Below are 21986 nucleotides of genomic sequence, written 5' to 3'. Positions count from 1 at the left end.
CAGGCGTCGTCGATGATGACGTCGATCCATGCTTCATGGATACCGTCGTGGTGGTAGCACGATGCGTAGTAGATCGCGTAGGAGCCGTCGTCGTTTTGATGAAGCCGGTGATGCGTTCGAAGGGTGTCTGACAGCAGTCGCAGGTGCCGGTTTGGATGTTGCGGTCCGGGTCGATTCGCAGTCTCACGGTCGAATTATGGGTGGCGTGCCGGTGGTCGGTGAGTTGTTTGGGTACGGCGGTCGGCGGTGCAGCTACGGCCCGGGACGCCGCCGGCAGGGACCGGCGCCCACGCCGCACGCCCGACCGGCAGGCGGCAGAGGGCCGAATACGGCGGCGCGGCGCCGCTTGACCCTCATAAGCACAATTCAGCAACGGTTCTCAAAGGTGGCTGTGTGTTGTGCGTGGGGCGGACAAGGCGATCACGGATGCGATTGGCCGGCAACTCGACGAGAGGAAGGCTGACAAGGGTGACGGAACGGCCGGGGCGATGGCCCCTGCGGGGTGATCACGGGCTTATAGCCCGCGAATGGCCCGTGAAGATCGAACAGTCGTGAGAACAATGAAGGCCCGGGTTGGGAATCACTCCCCTGACCTAGGCCTCAGTGCGTGGAGCGGGTGACGAGAATCGAACCCGCGCTGTCAGCTTGGGAAGTCTCTATCGCGCTTGGTCGCTGAGCTGGGAAGACGTTGACCTGCGGGGGATCGGGGTGAGTTACCGTGATCCCCGTGAGTCCCCCTTGATCACCCTCCTGACGGGCACGCAACGGGAACGCGCGGGGCATGGGGACCTCTGCACCTTCGTCGCCCTGGTGCTCGGTGGGCTGGGGTTGAGAAACGAAACCCCGGACCGTCGATCGCTCCCCACCCTGTACAGAGACCAGCCACCGCCTGGCGATCGTGAGGGTGGTACCGCTCTGGGCATCTTGTCTGAAGGGCAGCCTGTGGCAGGATGGCGCTATGTCGATCATACGAAAGGGCTATGGCGCGTAGACGTCCGGCTCAGGTCCGCGCTGATGTCCTATGGCGTTCGCGGACAACCATCGTGGAAATTCCCGCAATTCCAGGCCTGTCGTGTCGAGGCCGTATCGCAGTCGCTCGTCTGCAGTACGAGCGCTATTGGCCCGGTGCGGTGGAGGAGGCGTTACACGCCTGGTCGCTGCTCTTACGGAATCCCTGGCATCGGCTTCTCGATCCGACGCGCTCCTGTGGAGAGATGTTGTGCTGTCCCGATCCGGTGGAGCTGCGCGCGCTCCTGGACGCCGTGGTTCATGTCCTGCCCGCGAAGGACGCTCATGTGCTCCGTAAGAGGCTCGGTGACTTCGACGATCTCTGGTGGCTACCCAAGGCGTGAGCATGCGGCCGACGTCATTTAGGGGTATCAAATGGAGGTGAAGCGCTGAGGCGGCGGCGTGTCGCTGGGGTTGGCCGCGTTGATCTATCTGCATGCGGAGAGCGAGCGGGACCGGGTGATCGCGGACAGCATGGGGAAGCTCGTCGCAGAGGCGTTCCCGAGCGAAGATCACGACGCATCGGGCACGTAACGGGCACGGAAGATCGGAAACCTTCGCAGAAACGATCAAAGCCAGGTCGGGAAGTCATCCCTGACCTGGCTTTTCGTGGTGAGAGCAGGTGACGGGAATCGAACCCGCGCTGTCAGCTTGGAATTGCAGGGATCTTGGCTCGTAGAGGCGTTGACCTGCGGCTGGGACCGGTCGTGAGTGACCGTGGTTGACCCCTCGTTACCCCGGTTAATGGCACGACGATCTCAACCTAGACCAGGGCTCCGTTCTGTCAGTCCTCTGCTCTACGGTGTGCCGTTACAACGTTGTCTGTTGTGATCGGAGTGATGAGCATGGGGTTGACGACGCCCTCGGAGCCGTTCGATGTAGCGGCTGTCTTTCCTGAACTGGCAGGTCAACGCAAGACCACAGTTCGGCTACATCCGCGTCGAGGAAGGCCGTCCATCATGGATAGCTCCGTAGGTGGGGCGTTGTTGTGGCCTGCGGATGAGCCCTGGCCTGTCTGCCCCGTGCCGCAGACTCATGACCCTTCGGAAGGGTGGGATCCGCTTCCGCTGGTCCCCATTATGCAGCTCTTCGCTCGAGATGTTCCCGAGCTGCCCTTCCCCGATGACGCCGACACCCTCCAAGTGCTGTGGTGCCCGCTCGATCACGAGCCGTACTTCCAGCCGCACACGATTGTGCGCTGGCGGAGGGCGGAAGCGGTCGGCAGTCTCCTCATCGAGGCCCCCGCGCCAGATCCTGACAGCGACGACTCGTATCTCCCTATGGCTTGCGTGCTGTCGCCGGAGCGGGTGGAGGAATATCCGGTTGGCTGGGGACTGCCCGCTGAGCTCAGAGAGCGGATCTGGGCATGGGAAGATGAATTCCCGCATCCCGATGACTGGAGTTATTTCTCGCACCTCTCGAGTGCTCCAGGCAGCAAGGTTGGAGGCTGGGTGCGCTGGATCCAGGATCCTGAGCAAGTCGAATGCAGTGAAGGCCACGAGATGGCGCATCTGCTGACGATTGCTACTCGGGAGTTCGACATCGAGACTGGGAAGCGTTGGGCTCCCATCGAAGAGCGTTCTCTGCTCGCTCCGCACGCCCCTCTGGGAATACAGGAGCCCACGGATCTCATGATCCAGGACGCTGGATCGCTCTACCTGTTCGTCTGCCTGGAATGCCCCGAGCGCCCGGTGGACTCTCTCAGTCAAGGGTCATGAACATGGCCCGGCATCGCGCATTCCGCCGCATGCCTGCGCCTGTCTAATCAGAGGTCAGCCACGTTGCTCAGTGAGCCAGGGTGAGGAACGAACCCTGGATCGTCGATCGCCCCAGCCATGCACGTTGGCCAGCCACATCGTGGCGATCGTAAGGGCCGCATCTGTGCGGCGGCGCGGCAACCCGAGCAGGAGCGTTCGGTCCGCGCCGCGGTGCTGGCTTGCGGTGCCCGGCCTGGTGTCCCGCCGCCGTCTGGCGCCCCGTCCCTAACGGGGATGCCAACGTGCGTACCGCCTGCTTCGCGCGGTGCTCATGACAGCCGTCGAGGAAGACCACATCATCCCGCGTAACCCGTGCCGGATCCGCGGGGCCGGCGACGAACACGCCGGAGAGCGCCCGGTGCTCACGGTTGACCAGGTCTTCGATCTCGCCGATCGTGTGGGCCGCCGTCCCATCGGCAACGTGCGGAAGCTCAACACCGGTTCATATCGGCTTCGATACCAGCGGAACGGGCAGATGCGCACGCACCCTGAGACCTTCGCCACACGGGGCGCGGCCGATGGCGCGCTGTGGAAGATGGGCATGGACGGCCGGGCCGACTGCACGCAGGATCGACGGTTCCGCGCCCTGGTGCTCCTCGCCACCTTCGCGAGTCTGCAATGGGGAGAGGTGAGCGCGCTTCGTCGTATGGATGTCGACCTGGACGCGGGCACGGTGCGGGTGCGAGCGGCCTTCATCGAACGGTCGACCGGCGGACTGGTGCTCGGGCCGCCGAAGTCCAAGGCCGGCCGTCGCGTCGTCGGCATCCCCGGGCCGATCGTCGCCGCCCTGCGGGAGCACCTCGGGGTCTACGTCAAGGACGAACCCGATGCGCTCGTGTTCCCGGGCGTCAAAGGTGGCCCGATTCGTCGTAGCGGCTTCAACACCCGTACGCGGTGGGTGGATGTGGTCAAGGAGATGGGTCTGCCCGGCCTGCATTTCCACGACCTTCGGCACACGGGCAACATGCTCGCGGCGGAGTCGGGTGCGGGTCTCAAGGATCTGATGGCGCGCATGGGCCATGACAACGTCCGAGCGGCCATGATCTATCAGCATGCCGTGCGTGGGGCGGACAAGGCGATCACGGATGCGATCGGCCGGCAGCTCGACGAGAGAAAGGCCGACGAGGGTGACGGAACGGCCGGGGCGATGGCCCCTGCGGGGTGATCACGGACGTATGGCCCGCGAATGGCCCGTGAAGATCGAACAGTCGTGAGAACAATGAAGGCCCGGGTTGGGAATCACTCCCTGACCTGGGCCTTTGGCTGTGGAGCGGGTGACGGGAATCGAACCCGCGCTGTCAGCTTGGGAACCGGCTACTGATCTCGCTTCTTTGACCTGGGAAAACGGAGGTGCATGTCGCGCCGGGTCGAGTGGCCGTGATCATCCGTGAATTACCTCGGCTACCCGTCCGTTCTGGCACGGATCTGGCACGTGGATCATGCGGGCTTCAGCGCGGGGATCGTATCGGGTGTTACGTCAGTCCAGATGACCATGCTGGTGATCGGCCCCCTTGGCATGCACTACGGCACGACGCTTCCCTGTCCGGCTGTATGGAGGCCGGCGGCTGCGCGGCTTTGACCTCGCCCCAGGGGCATGGTCCAGGCTAGGCGGGTGAACGACGCGGATCTCATGCTGCCTGGCGAGTTCGGTGCTGCCACCCGGCTGTCGCCGAAGGCGCTGCGGCTCTACGCGGCGCAGGGCCTGCTGGTGCCGGTCTGCACCGACACCAGCAGCGGGTATCGCCGTTATCACCGCGACCAGATCCCACTCGGTCGGCTGATCGGATGGTTGCGCATGCTGGACCTGCCACTGGCCCGCATAGCCGCGCTGCTTCCACTCAACTCGCAAGCCCGCCAAGCCGAGCTGCGCGCCTGGCTGGTCGCTCAGGAGATCAAGCTCCAGCAGCGGCGTGAGTTGGTTGAGGCCCTCGATTGCACGAGCTGTGCAACTGCCGCTACCCCGACGCTCCGAAGTCGGCCGCAACGCAAACTGCTGTGCCGGGAACGACGTGTCCGCATCGACGAGTTGGAGGCCTTCATAGCCGACGCGCAGGAGCACATCCGTGCCCGGTTGCGGGCTGTCGGATTGTCCGACGACGGACCGACGTTGGTGCACTTCCACGGATTCGTGACCCGGGACAGCGACGGGCCAGTGGAGGTCGCGGTGCCGTTTACCGGCTCGGTGGAACCCGTCGATGATCTGCAGGTCAGACTTTCGCCAGCCGGCACCGATGCCGTACTGCCGGTCGCCAAGGCGGAGGCCGACTTCCCCATGATCTTGTACGTCTACGGCGTGTTGGAAGGCTGGATCGACGCGCATCGGCTGGTCTGCGTCGGCAGCCCGGTCGAGGTCTGGCCCGGCAGCGATGGCGCGGTCCTCGACGTCACCTATCCCGTCGTACCTAGTGAAGAAAGTTGAGCGATGCATCCCTACATTGGTTCCGGACCTTACTGCTACGCCAACTCACTGGCGATGGTGCTCGGCTCCACTGCGCCCTCGCCGTCGGTGATCGAGGTGCTGACCGGTTCGCCGTTCGGCTTCGAGTTGCTGGCCGAGCGGCTGCCGCTGTTCGACCCGTACGGCTGGGACCCTGATCGCGGCCTCGATGACGCGATCTCGCTCCTGGGTTGGACCTGCCGACGCCTGGATGCGGACGACGATGAGCAAGCCCTTGCGATGCTGCGCGACGCGGTCAAGGCCGGCCCGATCCTGGCGGGGCCCGTGGAGATGGGCCTGCTGTATCACGTGCCAGAGATGAGTGGGCCGATCGAGTCGGACCACTTCGTCACGGTGCTGGAGGCCGACGACAAGCTCATCCGATTCCACGACCCACATGGACACCCCTACGCGACCCTGCCAACCGGGGATTTCCTCGCCGCGTGGCGCGCCGACACCATCGCTTACCGAACCACGCCCTACACCATGCGCAGTGAATTCCAGCGGGTCCGAGAGGTCACCGCCGAGGCGGCGCTACACACGGCCTTGCCCGGTGCGGTCGCCTGGCTGCGCGGACGCGATGACCTCACGGTGCCGCCAGGCACGCTGGGAGGCGCCGCCGGGGTCAACCGGCTCGCCGACATGATTACCGGCGGGCTGGATCCCAAGGTGCACGATCACCTCGTCCACTTCGCGATCCGGGTCGGTGCTCGACGGCTCACGGACGCCGCGACCTCCTTCGCAAACCTGGGCCACGACCAGGCCGCCGCCGTGGCCACCCGACAGGCGCGGCTAGTGGGTAGCCTCCAGTACGACCTCGTAGCCGGGCTCAGGACGTCCGCTGCTGAGACGCTGCGGCAGCTTGCCCCGACATACGAGGAGTTGGCCACCGTGCTCTGCTAGCTGGGGTCTACGCGGGCGCGGTGGATCCTCTGGCCACGTAGGGAAAGTCCTGCGATCAAAGCCCAGGTACCGAATCCCTTGGTCTACCTGGGCTTTCGCATGTGGAGCGGGTGACGGGAATCGAACCCGCGCTGTCAGCTTGGGAAGCTGATGTTCTGCCATTGAACTACACCCGCGTCGATCAGTAGCTGACGACGGACCTAACTCTAGCGGAACTTGCGGCGTGCCACCTCCCCTCGTGTGGGGTGAGTTGGTGTGGAGGGGCCTTGGGGGTGGCGGGTGGGTTGGTAGGTTGCTGAGGTGCTGCTATCCGATCGTGATATCCGGGGCGAGATCGAGTCGGGGCGGGTCAAGATCGATCCGCTGGACATGGTGATGATCCAGCCGTCGAGCATCGACGTGCGCCTCGATCGATACTTCCGGGTGTTCGAGAACCACCGTTATCCCCATATCGATCCCGCGGTCGAGCAGCCGGAGCTGACGCGGCTCGTGGAGCCGGACGGGGAGGAGCCGTTCATCCTGCATCCGGGGGAGTTCGTCCTGGCGTCGACCTACGAGGTGATCGGCCTGCCGGACGACATCGCGAGCCGGCTGGAGGGGAAGTCGAGTCTGGGGCGCCTTGGGCTGTTGACGCACTCGACGGCGGGGTTCATCGACCCGGGGTTCGAGGGGCATGTCACCTTGGAGCTGTCGAACGTGGCCACGCTGCCGATCAAGCTGTGGCCGGGGATGAAGATCGGTCAGCTGTGCATGTTCCGGCTCAGCTCGCCGGCGGAGCACCCGTACGGCAGCGCCAAGTACGGGTCGCGCTATCAGGGGCAGCGGGGCCCGACGCCGAGCAGGTCGTTCATGAACTTCCACCGGACGAGGGTGTGATCGGACCCTTCCCGGTGGGCGGGGGGCTGATGAAATCCTCGCCGGGCCCGGACGGAAGGTGTGATCGATCTTTCACGGAGAAGGCGTGATCGGTCTTTCGCGCAGGGGAAGGCGGGGGCCGGTGGAACGTCTTGGGGGGAAGTTGCGATCTATCGGTGTGAACGGGCGAACGCAGGGCAACGCCCAGGGGAAGGGAAGGTTACAACAGGGAGTGCATGTCACGAACTTCGCATTTCAGCCGGTACCCCTTACTCTTCTCTGCGGACCGTCCCCGCACATCTGGAGAACGACGTGCGCCTGCGTCTCACGCCTCGTGAGGACAGCTACTACGACTTGTTCGCCGACTCGGCGAACAATCTCGTCACCGCATCCCGTCTGCTGGTGGAGATCATCAGCGACGGCTCGGACCGGGAGACCCTGGCCGAGAAGATGCGTGCCTGCGAGCACGCGGGCGACGAGCGTACTCACGCGATCATGAACCGTCTCAACGAGAGCTTCATCACGCCGTTCGACCGCGAGGACATCTATCGTCTCGCGTCGAATCTCGACGACGTGATGGACTACATGGAGGCCGCCGCCGATCTGATCGGCCTCTACCAGATCGACCACCTGCCCAAGGAGGTCGTCCGCCAGGTCGAGGTGCTCGAACGCGCGGCCGAGCTGACCGCCGAGGCCATGCCCCGCCTGCGCGGCATGAACAACCTCAACGAGTACTGGATCGAGATCAACCGGCTGGAGAACCAGGCGGACCAGGTCTATCGACGCCTGCTCGCCAAGCTCTTCGGCGGTGAGTACGACGCGCTCACCGTCATGAAGATGAAGGAGGTCATCGACCAGTTGGAAATGGCCGCCGACGCCTTCGAGCACGTGGCGAACACGATCGAGTCGATCGCGGTCAAGGAAAGCTAAGTGGAGCTAGCACTTGTCATCGGCGTCATCGTCATCGCGCTGGTGTTCGACTACACCAACGGTTTTCATGACGCCGCGAACGCGATCGCGACCTCGGTCTCGACGCGCGCTCTGACCCCCCGGGCCGCGCTGTTCATGGCCGCCGCCATGAACTTCGTCGGCGCCCACATCAGTACGGAAGTGGCGAGAACCGTCGGGACGGGCATCATCGAGCCGCCGTCGGGGACGCACGGTCTGGTCGTCGTCGGCGCCGGCCTGATCGGCGCGATCACCTGGAACCTCATCACCTGGTACTTCGGCCTGCCCTCGTCGAGCAGCCACGGCCTGATCGGCGGGCTGGTGGGCTCGGCGCTCGCGGCCTCCAGCGTGGTCCACTGGGACGGCGTGGTGCAGAAGGTCGTCATCCCGATGATCCTGTCGCCGTTCGTCGGGTTCCTCCTGGGCGCGATCATCATGATCGCCATCCTATGGATCTTCCGCCGGTCCAACCCGCATCGGACGAGCAAGGGGTTCCGGTACGCCCAGACGGTCTCGGCGGCAGCCATGGCGCTCGGCCACGGCCTTCAGGACGCGCAGAAGACGATGGGCGTCATCTTCCTCGCCCTCTACACCGGCGGTTTCCTGGCGATCAACGACCCGATCCCGCAGTGGGTGATCCTCGCGGCCGCCGCCGCGATCTCGCTCGGCACCTACTCGGGCGGCTGGCGCATCATGCGGACGCTGGGCCGCCGCATCATCCACCTGACCCCGGCGCAGGGGTTCGCGGCCGAGTCCGCGGCCTCGGTCGTGCTCTACACGATGGCCATCGCCGCCAAGGCGCCCATCTCCACCACCCACACGATCACCAGCGCCATCATGGGCGTCGGCGCGACCAAGCGCCTGTCGGCCGTGCGGTGGGGCGTCGCCGGCAACATCGTCACGGCGTGGGTGCTGACGATCCCCGCCGCCGCGTTCGTGGCCGCGTTGTCGTACTTCCTCCTCCACTGGGTCGTCGAGTAGCGCGGACGGGGACGGGCGTGGATCACGCGCCGCCGAGCCAGCGCTGGATGTTCTGGATGCGGTGGTCGCACTCCTCCACCTCGCGGACGTTGCCGATGGCCTGGTGGGACAGGCGCAGCGCGCGCAGGGCCTCCACCTGGCCCGAGTGGTTGCCGGTCTCGCGGTGCAGGCGCAGGTTCTCCGCGAGGTCGCGCAGGGCCTCGGCGTGGTCGCCGCGGCGCTGCGCGACCAGTCCGAGGGTGTGCCGGCAGGCGGCCTGTTCCCACAGGTCTCCCACCTCCTTGACGATGTCGAGCGCCTGCCTGGCGTAGGTCTCGGCCTCGTCGGCCCGGCCCAGGGCGAGGAAGACGCGCGCCAGGTTGTTGACCGCGCCCCCCTCGTACTGCCGGTCGCCGGTCTCGCGGATCTCCCTGATGGCCCGCACGGCCTTGTCCAGAGCCTGCTCGGGCTGGCCGGTGCGCAGCAGGACGCGGGCCATGGTGTCCAGGCCGAGCCCCATGCCGTTCCCGTCGCGCTGGCGGATGGACAGCGACGCCTCAGCGGTCCGCAGCGCCTCCTGGGAGCGGCCGAGCCGGACGTAGGTGCGCGCCAGGCCGCCGAGCGCGCGCGCCTCGCCCGTGCGGACGTCGAGTTCGCGCCACAGGTGCAGCGCGTGCAGGCCGTTCTGCACGGCGTCCTCGTACCGGGCCAGCCTGCGCAGGGTGCGGTTGAGGTTCTCCAGGTCCTGCGCCTCTCCGGCGCGGTCGGCGATCTCCCTGCGGATCTCCAGGGCGAGGTTGAGGTGCTCGCGTGATTCGGCGTAGCGGCCGAGCTTGAAGTACACCAGCCCGATGGCGGCCCGGGCCTCGGCCTCGCCGCGCCGGTGGCCGATCTCCTGGGCGAGCCGCACGGCGTACCAGAGGCGCGACAGCGCCTCGGCGTGGGCGCCCTCGTCGCGCAGGAGCTTGCCCAGGACGATGAGCGCCTCGCCCTCGCCGTGGCGGTCGCCGCTGGCCCGGCAGATGCGCAGGGCCTGGGCGGCGTCGTGGCGGGCGATGCCGCGCAGGCCGAGCTGGCGGTGGATGCGGGCCAGCTCGCGGTAGGCGTCGGCGCACTGCGGCTCGTCGCCCAGGTCGACGCGCAGGGCCAGGGACTCAAGGCCGTGGAGGGCGGCCTGGCGCGGCGCGCCCCAGTAGTAGTACAGGCGGGCCAGGTTGAGCAGCGTCTCGGCCTCGCCGGCCCGGTCCTCGATGGCCTTCCTGATGGCCAGGGCGCGCAGCGCGTACTCCTCGGCGCCGGCGTACTCGCCGAGGCGGCGCAGGTTCTGCGAGATGGTGTCCAGCGCCTCGGCCTCGCCGCCGCTGTTGTCGGCGACGCGGTGCAGGCGCAGGGCTTCCTCGGAGTGCTCGATGGCCAGGCGGTAGCGGCCGAGCACGCCGCGCACGTCGGCGAGGTTGTCCAGGGCGTTCGCCTCGCCGAGGCTGTCGCCGAGCCGTCTGAACCCCCACCGCGCGTCCTCGCCGTAGCTGAGCGCCTTGACGTTCTGGCCGATGGTGCGGTGGGCGATGGCCAGGTGGTGGAGCATCTGGGCGGTCGCGGGCCACTCGTCCACGGCCTGGGCCGAGGCGAGCCCGGCCTTGTGCACGTCGATGAGGTCGCGGACGTAGCCGCGCGAGGTCATGAAGTCGAACACCGCGTCGGCGAGGTTGAAGGCGTAGGAATGCAGGCCGTGCTTGACGGCCTGGTGGACGGCGGCGACGAGGTTGGAGCGCTCGATCTCGAACCAGCGCAGGTGCGGCTCGCGTTCGGTGTCGGAGGTGGCCGGGGGCGGGACGGCGCGGTCGTGCAGGACGCGCCGCGGCCGGCCGAGCGCGTCTCCGGCGCGCATGGCGGAGGCGAGGTAGTGGGTGAGCAGCCGCCGGACGGCGCCGGCGCGTTCGGTCTCGCCGTCCTCCAGCAGGACGCGTTCCCTCGCGAAGGCCCGCAGCAGCTCGTGGACGACGAACCGCTCGCCGCCCGGGCGCTCGGCGCCGGTCGCGGTGATCAGGTGGAGGCGGGTGAGAGCCCTCAGGCGGCGCCGGGTGTCGGGCACCGCGTCGTCCAGCAGGGAGGCGCAGGCCTCGGCGCCGACGTCCGGGCCGGACATCAGGCCCAGGTAGCGGAAGGTGCGCCGCAGTTCGGGGGAGAGCGCCCGGTAGGACACCTCGAAGGCCGGCCGCACGGCGGCGCGCGGCTCGTCCTCGCGGGCCAGCTTGGACAGCCGGTCCTGCCCGTCCAGGTCGCGGACGGTGTCGGCGATCTGCTCCCGGGGGTTCTCCACCAGCTTGGCGGCGGTGATGCGCAGCGCGAGGGGGAGCATGGCGCACTGCCGGACGAGCCGGGTGGCGTCGGAGGGGTTCTCGCGGACCCGGGAGTCGCCGGGGCCGAGGACGGCGGCGACGAGCTGGATCGCCTCGTCCTCGGGCAGGACGTCCAGCTGGAGCGGCTCGACGCCGTCGGCGGGGGTGAGGCCGGGACGGCCGGCGAGCCCGGCCTGGGTGGTGACGAGCATGAGGCAGCGGTTGGAGGGCGGGATGAGCGCGCGCACCACCTCGGAGTCCTCGCCGGCGTTGTCCAGGACGATCAGCAGCCGCCGGTCGGCCAGGCGCCGGTGGTAGGCGGCCAGCAGTTCGGTCTCCTCCACGGGCATCTGGCGGCCACCGAGGCCGAGGCCGCGCAGGAGCTGCCCGGCGGCCTCGGCGACGGTGAGCGGCCGCGTGGCGGTGCCGTGCAGGTCCAGGTACAGCTGCCCGCCGCTGAAGTGCTCGTCTTTGACCGAGTGGCCCCACGAGGTGGCCAGGGCGGACTTGCCGACCCCCGCCATGCCCTCGACGATGACCGCCCGCGGGCGGTTGGCCTCGGCGACCAGCGTGTGGAGGAACTTCAGCGCGGTCTCCCTGCCGGTGAAGCAGGGCACCTCCGGCGGGAGCTGCGCAGGGCCGCTGCCGGTCGCCGGGATGCGCAGCGCGGGAAGCCGCCGCTTGGACGCCGCGCGGCCGGTGAGGCCGCCGGGGGAGGCCAGGGGGGAGTCCCACTCGGCGGCCCAGGCGCCGGCCGCGCCGCGCAGGGCGTCCATGTCCTTGACGGTGATCGTGGACCCGTGCTGTTCGATGATGTCGGCGTGCGGGTGGGCGCAGGTGGCGCGGGCGCCCTTGGGCCGCCACACGTGGAAGGCGCGGGCGACGGCGATGCGGTCGACGCCGGCGAAGCTGGCCAGGTCGGACTGGGTGAGCGGCGGCCCGATGGCGAGGCCCGCTCCGACCGGCCGCCCGAAGCGCAGCGCCAGCTCGATGAGGTGCAGGGCGATCTTGGCGGGTGCGCGCACGGCGGCGCCCGGGGCCCGGCGCCGGGCGGCCAGGACGCGGCGGTGGCCGAGGCTCTTCATCAGCGCCGCCCCCGCGGACAGCTCCTCGGCCAGGAAGTTGACGAACTTGTCCTTGGGCACGTGCAGCGCGCGCACGGCGGTCAGGGTCTCGATGCGGCCGCGGTGGGGCCAGTCCCACAGGGCCAGCTCGCCCTCCAGGTGGCCGGGGCCGAAGATCTCGATGATGGCCTCGTCGCCGTCGGCGGAGCCGTACAGCTCCTTGGCGTAGCCGTCGAGCAGGACGGTGACGCTGTCGGGCAGGGCGTCGCGGTCGCCGAGGGTCTCGCGGGCGGCCAGTTCCCTGACCCAGCCGATGGCGTGGAGGGATTCGCGCTCGATGCGGCCGAGCAGGGACCAGAACGTGCCGGGCCCTCCGGAGCTGAGACTGTTCACGTCGTTGCCTCGCTGTGCTTGTCGGCGGCGGGGCGGGCACGCGCCGGGGGTGTGCGCGCGCCTTCAAGCGTGACTGTCGGCTCGGCCGCGAGGTGTGTCAAATGACACCTCACGGGATGTTCCGCGGGCCGGTGACCACGTTCGGACACGCCACCGGCCCGGCGGAGGTCAGATGTGGCGGTACATGACGTCGACGTCCCACCGGGTGAAGCCGAGGGACTCGTACAGGCGGATGGCGGAGGTGTTGTCCTCGTCGACGTAGAGCATCACCTGGGGGAGCCCGCGCGAGCGCAGGTGGGTGAGGCCGGCCAGGGTGAGCGTGCGGCCGAGGCCGCCACCCTGCTCGGAGGGGTCGACTCCGACGACGTACACCTCGCCGATGGCGTTGTGGCCGTGCGGCGCGTCGTGGTCGTCGTCGCCGTGCACCTTGGTCCAGTGGAACCCGACCAGCCGCGATCCGTCCCCCGTCACGGGCGCGCCGTCCCCCGCGCCCTGCCGGCCGTCCGCCGCGTCCCGCCGGCCGTTCACCCCGTCCTGCCGGTCGTCCGCCGCGTCCTTTCCGTCGTCCGCCGCGTCGCGAACGGCGAGGAAGAAGCCGGCCGGGTCGAACCACGGCTCCTGCTCGCGGCGCCGCAGGTCCTCGATCGTCCACGATCCCTGCTCGGGGTGGTGGGCGAAGGCGCGCGCGTTGACCTCCAGCCACGCCTTCTCGTCCGAGCCGGGCTCGAACGTGCGCAGCCGCACCCCCGGGGGCAGGTCGGCGCCGGGGAGCGGCGCGAACAGCGAACGGCGCATCTGCCACAGCGAACGCACCCGGGTGAAGCCGAGGGAGGTGGCCAGCCGTTCGGCCTCGGGCTGGTCACCGTGGGCCCACAGGCGCAGCCGGCCGTCGCTCTGGGCCAGGGCGACCTCGGTCAGCCGCCGTCCGAGGCCCTTGCGCCGGTGGGCGGGGTGGACGACCAGCTCGCCGCTCGGCCCCTCGACGGGGTCGGTCGGATCGATGTGGGCGAAGCCGGCCAGCGTGTCCCCGTCGTACAGGAGCACCGCCTTGGCGCCCGGATCACCGCCGTAGCGCAGGTGGAGCATGACGTGTTCGTTGAGAGGACGGACGGAGTCGGCGTCGGTGGCGGCGTCGACCAGGGCGACCACCGCGGCCACCTCCTGCTCGCCGAGCCGCTCCCGGATGTCCACGCGCGCATTCATGTACCGACTTTAAACGGGGGGGACATGTCACGAAGTCGTGGGGTGAATCGTTACCTCGGCGTCGTTTCGCGCTGAGGTTGCCTCTCTAACCTCGTGACTTATGAGCTCACGATCGTTCACGCGGATCGCGGTCGCCGGCATCCTCGCGGCCACCGGTCTCGCGTTCGCCGCCGGCCCCGCCTCGGCGCACCCCAAGCCCCCGAAGCCCCCGGTCACGGTTCCCGTCCGGCTCATCTCGATCAACGACTTCCACGGCAACATGGAGCCCCCGACCGGCTCCGGCGGCGCCATCGTCAACGAGAGCGGGGTCTCGGTCCCGGCGGGCGGTGCCGCCTACCTGGCGACCCACCTCAAGTCGCTGGTCAACGACCACTCCACGGTCGTCGCCGCCGGCGACCTGATCGGCGCCTCGCCGCTGATCTCCGCCGCCTACCACGACGAGCCGACCGTCGAACTGCTCGGCAAGCTCGGCCTGAAGGTCTCCTCCGTCGGCAACCACGAGTTCGACGAGGGCATCACCGAGCTCAAGCGCATCCAGAACGGCGGCTGCCACCCCACCGACGGCTGCTCCCCGGCCGGCAGGTGGAAGGGCGCCAAGTACGAGTACCTCGCGGCCAACGTCCTGAAGCAGGCCAACGACCGGTACGCCCTGCCGCCGGTCGCCGTCAAGAAGATCAACGGCGTCAAGGTCGGCTTCATCGGCCTGGTCACCCAGACCACGCCGTCGATCGTCACCGCCTCGGGCATCGCGGGCCTGAAGTTCGACGAGGAGGTCGCCTCCGGCAACCGCGCGGCCGCGCTGCTCAAGCGGGCCGGCGTGAAGGCCATCGTGGCGCTGGTCCACGAGGGCGACTCGATCGCCCCGAACCAGAGCCCGGACTCCTGCCCGGTCACCCCGGGCGCCGGCACCCGCATCGCCCAGGGCCTCAGCGCGGACGTCGACCTGGTGGTCATGGGCCACTCGCACCAGGCGTACATCTGCAAGACCAAGGACCCGGCCGGCAACGACCGGTTCTACACCCAGGGCTCGTCGTTCGGCCGCGTGCTGACCACGATCGACTTCAGTGTGGACAAGAAGACCGGCGACGTCGTGCGCTCCTCCGTGGTCGCCGACAACCACGTCGTCACCCGGGACGTCACCGCCGACCCCGAGATCTCGCAGTTCGTGCAGACCTGGAAGGACCGGGTGTCCACGGTCGCGAACAAGGCGGTCGGCGGCATCACCGCCGACCTCACCCGCGCCGCCGGCCCGTCCGGTGAGACCGCGCTCGGCGACGTCATCGCCGACGCCCAGCTCGAGGCGACCAAGACGGGCGGCAACGCCGAGATCGCGCTGATGAACCCGGGCGGCGTGCGCGCCGACCTGACCTATGCCCAGAGCGGGTCCGAGGGCAACGGCGTGGTGACCTACGGCGAGGCGTTCACCGTGCAGCCGTTCAACAACCTCATGCAGGTCGTGACGCTGACCGGGGCCAAGCTGGACGCGTTGCTGGAGCAGCAGTGGCAGAGCGGCGGGGCGACGGTGCGCATCCTGCAGCCGTCGGCGTCCCTGACCTACACGATGAACCTCTCGCAGCCGATCGGCTCGCGGGTGTCGGACATCAAGATCAACGGTACGCCGGTGACGGACACCCAGACGATCAGGGTCGCGGCCAACAACTTCCTGGTCGGCGGCGGTGACGGGTTCTCGGTCTTCAAGGACGGCACCGACCTGTGGAGCGGCCCGCTGGACATCGACGCGTTCGTGGCCTACCTGGGCGCGCACTCGCCGATCGCCCCGCCGGCGCTCAACCGCATCACGGTCGCCGGCTGAGCCTCTGGTGACCGGGCACGTCCCCGCGGGTCCGCCCCGGGGACGTGCCCCTCGGGCGTGAAGAGGCGGAACAGGCGTGACACCCCGCTGATCAGGCGTCACCCAAGCTGTCACGCCATTGATCAGGCGCCAGGCCGGTGGACGGCGTGACGAACACGGGCTGCGGCGCGTGCCGGCGCGGGGCCGGCGTCGTCGGCGGCCCGTCGCGGGAGCGGCGTCAGTGGTGCGCGGGCGCGGGCTCGCGGTCGTCGGCCTGCTCGCCGCCGCGGTCGGGCACGAAGCGGTAGCCGACGTTGCGGACGGTGCCGATCAGCGACTCGTACTCGGCGCCGAGCTTGGCGCGCAGGCGCCGGACGTGGACGTCCACCGTGCGGGTGCCGCCGAAGTAGTCATACCCCCAGACCTCCTGCAGCAGTTGGGCGCGGGTGAACACCCGGCCGGGGTGCTGGGCGAGGTACTTCAGGAGCTCGAACTCCTTGAAGGTGAGGTCCAGCGCACGGCTGCGCAGCCGCGCGGTGTAGGTGGCCTCGTCGATCGACAGGTCGCCGCTGCGGATCTCGTCGGGCACCTCGTCGGTGGCGGCGATCGAGAGCCGGCCGACGGCCAGCCTGAGGCGGGCCTCGACCTCTGCGGGACCGGCCGTGTCCAGCAGGACGTCGTCGGCGCCCCATTCGGCGGTCATCGCGGCCAGGCCGCCCTCGGTGACGATCACCATGAGCGGGCAGTCGATGCCGGTCGTGCGCAGGAGACGGCACAGGCTCTTGGCGTGCACGAGTTCCCTGCGCGCGTCGACCAGCACGGCGTCGGCGGGCGGGGCGTCGATCAGGGCGGACGCCTCTGCGGGGGCGACCCGCACCGAGTGGAGCAGCAACCCCAGCGCGGGCAGGACCTCCGCCGAGGGTTCCAGAGCGTTCGTGAGCAGGAGCAGGTTACTCACAGCACCTCCTAATCCAGAGGCTGATCGGGGGCCGGGCGGCACGGCTTCGCTCACTCACCGCGTTCGCCTCCTCCCCGCGTTGTAACGGCGGTAGCCGTACAAACACGTAAAGGACCCGGGGGCTACGTCGCCCAGGTCCCGTCAGTACGTGAGGATAGCCCACAGGAAAGGAGCGTCCATAGGGCGGTCCATCTGGTGAACGATCCATCACGCGGGAAATAACCGTAACCATTCCCTCGCGGTGAGTGATCGAAGCATCGGCGGTGCGAAGTGGTGAGCAGGGGAGAGGGCGCTGATGGCACGAGGATTGGTGCGTTACTGGGCCGCGGCGAAGGAGGCCGCCGGGGTGGCGGAGGAGCCGTTCGAGGCGGTAACGCTTGGCGACTTGGTGGTGCAAATCACATCAAAACATGAAAATCCCGACCTAACGCGCGTGCTCGGCCGCTCGTCGTTCCTCGTCGACGGCGCTCCGGCGGGCACCCGCGACCCGCACGTGGTCGAGCTCCCCGATGGCGCGACCGTGGAGGTCCTGCCGCCGTTCGCCGGCGGGTAGCCGCGAGAGCGGCCCCGGGCCGATTCCGGGGTTCGCGCGCGGATGGCCGCCCGGCCGGTCACCCACCGTCACCGACGCCCGCCGACGGCGACCGGCCTCATGCCGGCCGCGCTGTGGGGGCGGCCGGTCGTGGCGGTGGGCCGTTTCGCCGGTGAAGGCGGGGGAATGAGGGCGGCGCGCAGATAGTCTGGTGCAGATTGACCCCGAAGGAGCCGGATGCGCAAGCTGATCGTTTTCCTCATCTTCCTGGGGGTCCTGCTCGCCGTGCTCGACCGTGTCGCGGTCGCCGGCGTCGAGAGCGAGGTGGCCCGCCAGGTGGCGGCGAAGTACGACCTCGCCCAGCCCCCGGCCGTCAAGGTGAACGGCATCCCCTTCCTCACCCAGGCCGTCGCCGGCCGGTACGAGGAGGTCACCGTCTCGATCGGCAAGATGACCCTGCCCGACGGGGCGCGCATCGCGCGCATCGACGCCGTCCTGCACGACGTCCGCGCCCCCCTGATGGACCTCATCCAGAACTCCGCCACGGCGAGCGTGACGGCCGACAAGGTCACCGGCACCGTGGTGATCGCCCGGCAGACCCTGGACGAGCGGGCGCCGCGCGGGCTGCGCGTGGCCGGCAACGGCGACGACAGCCTCCAGGTCACCGGCAAGGTCACCGTCGCGGGCATCGCCATCCCGGTCACGGCCAAGATGAAGATCGAGGTGGTCCAGGGCGGCGTCCGGCTCACCCCGGAGAACGTCAACGGCATCCAGGTGCCGAACGCCAGCCGCCTGCTCAGCTTCACCGTGCCCGTCAAGAACCTGCCGCTCAACCTGAAGATCGAGAAGGTGCGCTCGACGCCCGAGGGTCTCGCGGTCGAGGGCACGGCGACGGACGTGCCGTTGCGTGGCTGAACCACAGCGGGCCGCCGTACGTCATGAGGATGTGAGTCCCGCCGGAACCGCCGACGAGCAGCTGATTCGAACGCTTTTCGACGAGCACGCCGGGTCACTCTACGGTTACGTGTTGCGGCTGACGGGCGATCCGGGCAAGGCGGAGGACGTGGTACAGGAGACGCTTTTGCGGGCGTGGAAGCACCCTGACGTGCTGGCCGACCGCCCCGTACGGGCGTGGCTGTTCACCGTCGCCCGCAACCTGGTCGTCGACCACGCGCGCGCCCGCCGGTCCCGGCCGCAGGAGACCGGCGACGAGGCCCTCGCCGTCCTGCCGGCCGACGACGAGCTGGAACGCGCCGTGGAGTCGTGGGGGGTGGCCGACGCCATCGCGACCCTGCGGCCCGAGCACCGCGAGGTGCTGCTGGAGACCTACTACCGCGGGCGGTCGGTCAAGGAGGCCGCCGAGGCGCTGGGCATCCCGCCCGGCACCGTCAAGTCGCGCACGTACTACGCGCTGCGCGCCCTGAAGCTCGCGCTCGAAGAACGGGGGCTCGCGCCATGAGCGCCTGTGAGGACGTGAGGATGTCGCTGGCCGCCCACATGCTGGGCGGGCTGGAGCCGGACGAGGCCGTGCTCGTCGAGGCCCATCTGGTGACATGCCCCGAATGTCGCGCGGAGTTCGACGAGCTGAGCGGGGTCACCGCGATGCTCGCCCGCGTCTCGGAGCAGGACATCGAGCAGGCGGCCAGCCCGCCCCAGGCCGTCCTCGACCGCCTGGTCGCCGCCTCCGCGCGGCGCCGCCGCGCCCACCGGCTGCTGCTCGGCCTGGCCGCGTCGCTGGTCGCGGTCGTCGCCGGCGGCACGGCCTGGGTCGTCGTCGGCCAGTCTCACGAAGGGACCATGACCGCCGCGAGCGCCCCCAGTGTGAGCCGGCCGGCCCCGGACCCCGCCAGGCGCGGGCAGCAGGACGGCGCCGGTCGCATGTTCGCCGCCACGCCCGTCCCCTCCGCGGCCGAGCAACCCATGCTCAAGGACGCCCCGGCCACCCCCGCCGCCCCGGACACGGAGAGCGCGCGCGTCGGCGTCCCCATGGAGGGTGGCACGGACCAGGTGCACGCGAAGATCCTGATGATCCCCCAGGGCAGGGAGGGGACGACGGTCGAGGTGTCCATCACCGGCGTGCCGGACGGCACCTCCTGCCGGGTCAGCGCCCTCGGGTCCGACGGCACCGTCTCCCCGGCGGGGAGCTGGACCATCGGCCAGGCCGACTACCAGGGCGGGCCGGCCACCTTCACCGGCCACACCGAGCTGACCGTGGACCGCATCCGCGGCTTCGAGATCCGTGAGTCCAGCGGCAGGCGCCTGCTGTCGCTTCCCTAGCCTCCCGCTCGGATGCGGGCCGGTTGAGATCGGGTTCAGGGGCGTCCATTACTTCTGTGGACGGGGCGCCGTCCATCCCGTACGGCCCCCTGAGGTGGGGTGCCGCCCCCTGCCCCGGAGCGCGGCGCCCCGACCGGCGGCACCTCCACCCCCTGCGCCGCCCACCCGCGTCCCCCCTGATCGCAGCGCCGGCCGCACGGTCCCGCACGGGCGGCCGGCGCGCGGAGAGAGCGGGCCGCCGGGGCGGGAATGGCGCACGGAGAGCCGATGTTGGCACCGTCGATGACAGGTCTGCTGGTGCTGTGCGCGACGCTCGCCGCCGGTCTCATCGTCGGGGTGACGATGCGGCGGCGCGGTGGCGTGGTGCGCGCCGTGAGGAGCGACATGGACGTGGTGGCGGCGGGTGACCTCGGCGCCGAGCTGGGCGAACGCGCCACGCTCGTGCAGTTCTCCAGCGCCTTCTGCCAGCCCTGCCGGGCCACCCGGCGCGTGCTGTCGGAGGTCTGCGGCATGGTGCCAGGGGTGCGGCACGTCGAGATCGACGCCGAGTCCCGGCTGGACCTGGTGCGCCGGTTCGACGTCATGCGCACCCCCACGGTGCTCGTCCTCGATCACGAGGGCAAGGTGGTCAAGAAGGCGTCGGGTCAACCCCGCAAGGTGGACGTGATCGCCGCCCTCGGTTTCACCGCGTCTCATGAAACGGACGCGACGTGACAGATGGCGAGACGGCGAGTACTGTCGTGCACATGACACCCACGACAGAGCTGCTGACGAAGCGGCGCGCGGTTGATTTCTGCCGCGTCGCCACCGCGCTCTGTCGCATGGCCTGAGGGCGATCTCGCGGCCTTCCGCCGCACCGATCTGAACAGTGCCCGATCTTAGCGTCTCCGGCACGATCCTTCAGGAGCGTCTCGCCATGCAGGTGGATCCCAGAAGCACGCGGTTCTCCGCGGCCGTCACGACGGTCGTTCTGGCTCTGGTCCTGCTCACGGGCAACGCGTGGCTGCTGCTGGTCCAGGGCCTGCTGTTCGCTCTCGGCCTTGCCGGGGTGTCGCCGTACGGGCTGATCTTCAGACGGTTGGTGCGGCCGAGGCTCGGTCCGCCGGCGGAGATGGAAGATGCCGCCCCGCCCCGCTTCGCGCAGGGGGTCGGGCTGGTCTTCGCGCTCGCCGGGCTGGCCGGGTTCGCCGCGCAGGTCCCGGCGCTCGCGCTCGGCGCGACCGCCGCGGCGCTGCTCGCCGCCTTCCTCAACGCCGCCTTCGGCTTCTGTCTGGGCTGCGAAATGTACTTGATCATCCGCCGTCTAATGCCCGCCGCAACCCGATAAACGGGAGGTTCCCTAATGAGCCGCTCCGCCGTACTGGTGGACGCCGACTGGGTCGAGGCCAACCTCGACACTCCTGGCGTCGTGCTCGTCGAAGTCGACGAGGACGCCAGCGCCTATGACAAGGGCCACATCCGTGGCGCCGTGAAGATCGACTGGAAGAACGACCTGCAGGACCCGGTCCGCCGCGACTTCGTGGACCGTGAGGGCTTCCAGGCCCTCCTGTCGGCTCGGGGCATCGGCAACGACGACACCGTGGTCCTCTACGGTGGCAACAACAACTGGTTCGCCGCGTACGCGTACTGGTACTTCAAGCTCTACGGTCACCAGAACGTCCGCCTGCTCGACGGCGGCCGCAAGAAGTGGGAGCTGGACTCCCGCGAGCTGGTCAAGGACGTGCCCGCGCGTCCCGCGACGCAGTACACCGCGAAGGACCAGGACCTCACGCTGCGCGCCTTCCGCGACGACGTCGTCGCCGCGATCGGCAAGCTCAACCTGGTCGACGTGCGCTCGCCCGACGAGTTCACCGGCAAGCTCCTGGCTCCGGCCCACCTGCCGCAGGAGGCCGCGCAGCGAGGTGGCCACATCCCGACCGCGCGCAACATCCCGTGGTCCAAGGCGGCCAACGACGACGGCACCTTCCGCTCCGACGACGAGCTGCGCACGCTCTACGGCGAGGCCGACGTCGACTTCGACAAGGACACCATCGCCTACTGCCGCATCGGTGAGCGCTCCGCGCACACCTGGTTCGTGCTGCACGAGATCCTCGGGCAGGCGAACGTGAAGAACTACGACGGTTCGTGGACCGAGTACGGCTCGCTCGTGGGCGTGCCGATCGAGCTAGGGGAGGCCCGATGACCACCGTCCAGGGGTGCGCCGCACCCGAACAGACCATCGCGCTGCCGGCGGGCATCGACCTGTCGACGCAGGCCGTCATCCAGGGCGTGGTCACCGGCACGGGCACCGCGTACGCCCGCCTGCTCGACCACTCCGGCGAGTTCACCGGCGAGGTGGTCGTGTCCGACGAGGGCATCTTCCGCTTCTTCGCCGCTCCGGGGTCCTGGACCGTCCGCATCATCGCGGGCGGCGGCGTCACCAAGGACATCGCGGTGGAGGCCCGCCTCGGCGAGGTCTCCCAGCTCCAGGTCACCGTCTGACACTCGCGCTCCGCGCGTCCAGGGCCGGCGTTCCCCGCGAGGGGGCGCCGGCCCTCGCACGTTCGCGGGGAGTGCGCGG

22 protein-coding genes and 1 tRNA gene are annotated in these 21986 nt (G+C 69.3%); 18 read left to right on the top strand and 5 right to left on the bottom strand.

Going from position 1 to position 21986, the window contains the following annotated elements; all coding sequences use genetic code 11:
• Window positions 1–187 (bottom strand): hypothetical protein (locus ACWEN6_RS33280; protein WP_452575823.1); only part of this gene is annotated, 187 nt, incomplete at its 3' end.
• Between the two features lie 1223 nt (window positions 188–1410).
• Here ACWEN6_RS33280 and ACWEN6_RS33275 point away from each other — a divergent pair.
• From ACWEN6_RS33275 to ACWEN6_RS33255, 5 genes are all read left to right on the top strand, one after another.
• Window positions 1411–1542: a hypothetical protein gene (locus ACWEN6_RS33275; protein WP_452575821.1), complete on the top strand. Its 132-nt coding sequence runs from the start codon at window positions 1411–1413 to the stop codon at window positions 1540–1542.
• Between the two features lie 545 nt (window positions 1543–2087).
• Window positions 2088–2726: a hypothetical protein gene (locus ACWEN6_RS33270; RefSeq protein ID WP_452575819.1), complete on the top strand. Its 639-nt coding sequence runs from the start codon at window positions 2088–2090 to the stop codon at window positions 2724–2726.
• Window positions 2727–3036: 310 nt separating this feature from the next.
• On the top strand, window positions 3037–3930 hold the full coding sequence (locus ACWEN6_RS33265) for a site-specific integrase (RefSeq protein WP_452575817.1): 894 nt from the start codon (window positions 3037–3039) through the stop codon (window positions 3928–3930).
• 447 nt (window positions 3931–4377) lie between these two features.
• Complete coding sequence (locus tag ACWEN6_RS33260) at window positions 4378–5184, top strand: MerR family transcriptional regulator (RefSeq protein ID WP_452575815.1); 807 nt, start codon at window positions 4378–4380, stop codon at window positions 5182–5184.
• A 3-nt stretch (window positions 5185–5187) separates the two neighbouring features.
• Window positions 5188–6105 carry a hypothetical protein gene (locus ACWEN6_RS33255; protein ID WP_452575813.1) on the top strand — a complete coding sequence of 306 codons (918 nt, stop codon included), beginning with the start codon at window positions 5188–5190 and terminating at the stop codon, window positions 6103–6105.
• 102 nt (window positions 6106–6207) lie between these two features.
• Here ACWEN6_RS33255 and ACWEN6_RS33250 read toward each other — a convergent pair.
• Window positions 6208–6281, bottom strand: a tRNA-Gly gene (locus ACWEN6_RS33250).
• A gap of 124 nt (window positions 6282–6405) precedes the next feature.
• Between ACWEN6_RS33250 and dcd the strand changes: the two genes are divergently transcribed.
• The 3 genes from dcd (at window position 6406) to ACWEN6_RS33235 (ending at window position 8889) form a co-directional block, all read left to right on the top strand.
• Window positions 6406–6981: a dCTP deaminase gene (gene dcd / locus ACWEN6_RS33245; RefSeq protein WP_354852249.1), complete on the top strand. Its 576-nt coding sequence runs from the start codon at window positions 6406–6408 to the stop codon at window positions 6979–6981.
• A gap of 291 nt (window positions 6982–7272) precedes the next feature.
• Window positions 7273–7890: a DUF47 domain-containing protein gene (locus tag ACWEN6_RS33240; RefSeq protein WP_354852251.1), complete on the top strand. Its 618-nt coding sequence runs from the start codon at window positions 7273–7275 to the stop codon at window positions 7888–7890.
• Window positions 7891–8889, top strand: a complete 999-nt coding sequence (locus tag ACWEN6_RS33235; RefSeq protein WP_354922058.1) for an inorganic phosphate transporter — start codon at window positions 7891–7893, stop codon at window positions 8887–8889.
• Between the two features lie 22 nt (window positions 8890–8911).
• On the opposite strand, the gene ACWEN6_RS33230 is transcribed toward ACWEN6_RS33235, so the two are convergent.
• Window positions 8912–12664, bottom strand: a complete 3753-nt coding sequence (locus ACWEN6_RS33230) for a tetratricopeptide repeat protein (protein WP_452575811.1) — start codon at window positions 12662–12664, stop codon at window positions 8912–8914.
• A gap of 168 nt (window positions 12665–12832) precedes the next feature.
• Complete coding sequence (mshD, locus tag ACWEN6_RS33225; RefSeq protein WP_452575809.1) at window positions 12833–13867, bottom strand: mycothiol synthase; 1035 nt, start codon at window positions 13865–13867, stop codon at window positions 12833–12835.
• Between the two features lie 100 nt (window positions 13868–13967).
• On the opposite strand from mshD, the gene ACWEN6_RS33220 reads away from it, so the two are divergent.
• Window positions 13968–15680 carry a bifunctional metallophosphatase/5'-nucleotidase gene (locus ACWEN6_RS33220; RefSeq protein WP_452575807.1) on the top strand — a complete coding sequence of 571 codons (1713 nt, stop codon included), beginning with the start codon at window positions 13968–13970 and terminating at the stop codon, window positions 15678–15680.
• Between the two features lie 217 nt (window positions 15681–15897).
• On the opposite strand, the gene ACWEN6_RS33215 is transcribed toward ACWEN6_RS33220, so the two are convergent.
• Window positions 15898–16617 carry a response regulator transcription factor gene (locus ACWEN6_RS33215; protein ID WP_354852260.1) on the bottom strand — a complete coding sequence of 240 codons (720 nt, stop codon included), beginning with the start codon at window positions 16615–16617 and terminating at the stop codon, window positions 15898–15900.
• Between the two features lie 295 nt (window positions 16618–16912).
• Here ACWEN6_RS33215 and ACWEN6_RS33210 point away from each other — a divergent pair, with 295 nt between their 5' ends.
• The 9 genes from ACWEN6_RS33210 to ACWEN6_RS33170 all read left to right on the top strand — a co-directional run bounded on the left by ACWEN6_RS33210 (window position 16913) and on the right by ACWEN6_RS33170 (window position 21907).
• On the top strand, window positions 16913–17170 hold the full coding sequence (locus tag ACWEN6_RS33210; RefSeq protein WP_354852262.1) for a MoaD/ThiS family protein: 258 nt from the start codon (window positions 16913–16915) through the stop codon (window positions 17168–17170).
• Window positions 17171–17386: 216 nt separating this feature from the next.
• A complete protein-coding gene (locus ACWEN6_RS33205) occupies window positions 17387–18064 on the top strand; it encodes an LmeA family phospholipid-binding protein (protein WP_354852263.1) in 678 nt (225 codons plus the stop codon).
• Window positions 18065–18095: 31 nt separating this feature from the next.
• Window positions 18096–18608: a sigma-70 family RNA polymerase sigma factor gene (locus tag ACWEN6_RS33200; RefSeq protein ID WP_354852265.1), complete on the top strand. Its 513-nt coding sequence runs from the start codon at window positions 18096–18098 to the stop codon at window positions 18606–18608.
• On the top strand, window positions 18605–19426 hold the full coding sequence (locus ACWEN6_RS33195) for an anti-sigma factor family protein (protein WP_452575805.1): 822 nt from the start codon (window positions 18605–18607) through the stop codon (window positions 19424–19426). The genes ACWEN6_RS33200 and ACWEN6_RS33195 overlap by 4 nt, the downstream gene beginning before the upstream one ends.
• Before the next feature lie 342 nt (window positions 19427–19768).
• Window positions 19769–20140 (top strand): thioredoxin family protein, encoded by a 372-nt coding sequence (locus ACWEN6_RS33190; RefSeq protein WP_452575829.1) that lies wholly within the window; start codon window positions 19769–19771, stop codon window positions 20138–20140.
• Window positions 20141–20172: 32 nt separating this feature from the next.
• Window positions 20173–20256 carry a putative leader peptide gene (locus ACWEN6_RS33185; protein ID WP_352231756.1) on the top strand — a complete coding sequence of 28 codons (84 nt, stop codon included), beginning with the start codon at window positions 20173–20175 and terminating at the stop codon, window positions 20254–20256.
• A gap of 86 nt (window positions 20257–20342) precedes the next feature.
• On the top strand, window positions 20343–20753 hold the full coding sequence (locus tag ACWEN6_RS33180; RefSeq protein ID WP_452575803.1) for a DUF4395 domain-containing protein: 411 nt from the start codon (window positions 20343–20345) through the stop codon (window positions 20751–20753).
• A gap of 15 nt (window positions 20754–20768) precedes the next feature.
• On the top strand, window positions 20769–21608 hold the full coding sequence (locus ACWEN6_RS33175; protein WP_452575801.1) for a sulfurtransferase: 840 nt from the start codon (window positions 20769–20771) through the stop codon (window positions 21606–21608).
• Window positions 21605–21907 (top strand): DUF1416 domain-containing protein, encoded by a 303-nt coding sequence (locus tag ACWEN6_RS33170; RefSeq protein ID WP_452575799.1) that lies wholly within the window; start codon window positions 21605–21607, stop codon window positions 21905–21907. The genes ACWEN6_RS33175 and ACWEN6_RS33170 overlap by 4 nt, the downstream gene beginning before the upstream one ends.
• The last annotated feature ends 79 nt before the right edge of the window (window positions 21908–21986 follow it).

The organism is Sphaerisporangium sp. NPDC004334 (assembly GCF_053602655.1).
The sequence above is the reverse complement of the archived record's forward strand: the minus strand, read 5'-3'. Positions and strand labels throughout refer to the sequence as shown.

Coding starts and splice junctions, on each gene's coding strand:
- ACWEN6_RS33270 (WP_452575819.1), top strand. CDS start 2,088: ATGCAGCTCTTCGCTCGAGATGTTCCCGAGCTGCCCTTCCCCGATGAC.
- ACWEN6_RS33265 (WP_452575817.1), top strand. CDS start 3,037: ATGACAGCCGTCGAGGAAGACCACATCATCCCGCGTAACCCGTGCCGG.
- ACWEN6_RS33255 (WP_452575813.1), top strand. CDS start 5,188: ATGCATCCCTACATTGGTTCCGGACCTTACTGCTACGCCAACTCACTG.
- mshD (WP_452575809.1), bottom strand. CDS start 13,867: ATGAATGCGCGCGTGGACATCCGGGAGCGGCTCGGCGAGCAGGAGGTG.
- ACWEN6_RS33220 (WP_452575807.1), top strand. CDS start 13,968: ATGAGCTCACGATCGTTCACGCGGATCGCGGTCGCCGGCATCCTCGCG.
- ACWEN6_RS33210 (WP_354852262.1), top strand. CDS start 16,913: ATGGCACGAGGATTGGTGCGTTACTGGGCCGCGGCGAAGGAGGCCGCC.
- ACWEN6_RS33205 (WP_354852263.1), top strand. CDS start 17,387: ATGCGCAAGCTGATCGTTTTCCTCATCTTCCTGGGGGTCCTGCTCGCC.
- ACWEN6_RS33195 (WP_452575805.1), top strand. CDS start 18,605: ATGAGCGCCTGTGAGGACGTGAGGATGTCGCTGGCCGCCCACATGCTG.
- ACWEN6_RS33190 (WP_452575829.1), top strand. CDS start 19,769: ATGCGGCGGCGCGGTGGCGTGGTGCGCGCCGTGAGGAGCGACATGGAC.
- ACWEN6_RS33185 (WP_352231756.1), top strand. CDS start 20,173: ATGACACCCACGACAGAGCTGCTGACGAAGCGGCGCGCGGTTGATTTC.
- ACWEN6_RS33180 (WP_452575803.1), top strand. CDS start 20,343: ATGCAGGTGGATCCCAGAAGCACGCGGTTCTCCGCGGCCGTCACGACG.
- ACWEN6_RS33175 (WP_452575801.1), top strand. CDS start 20,769: ATGAGCCGCTCCGCCGTACTGGTGGACGCCGACTGGGTCGAGGCCAAC.
- ACWEN6_RS33170 (WP_452575799.1), top strand. CDS start 21,605: ATGACCACCGTCCAGGGGTGCGCCGCACCCGAACAGACCATCGCGCTG.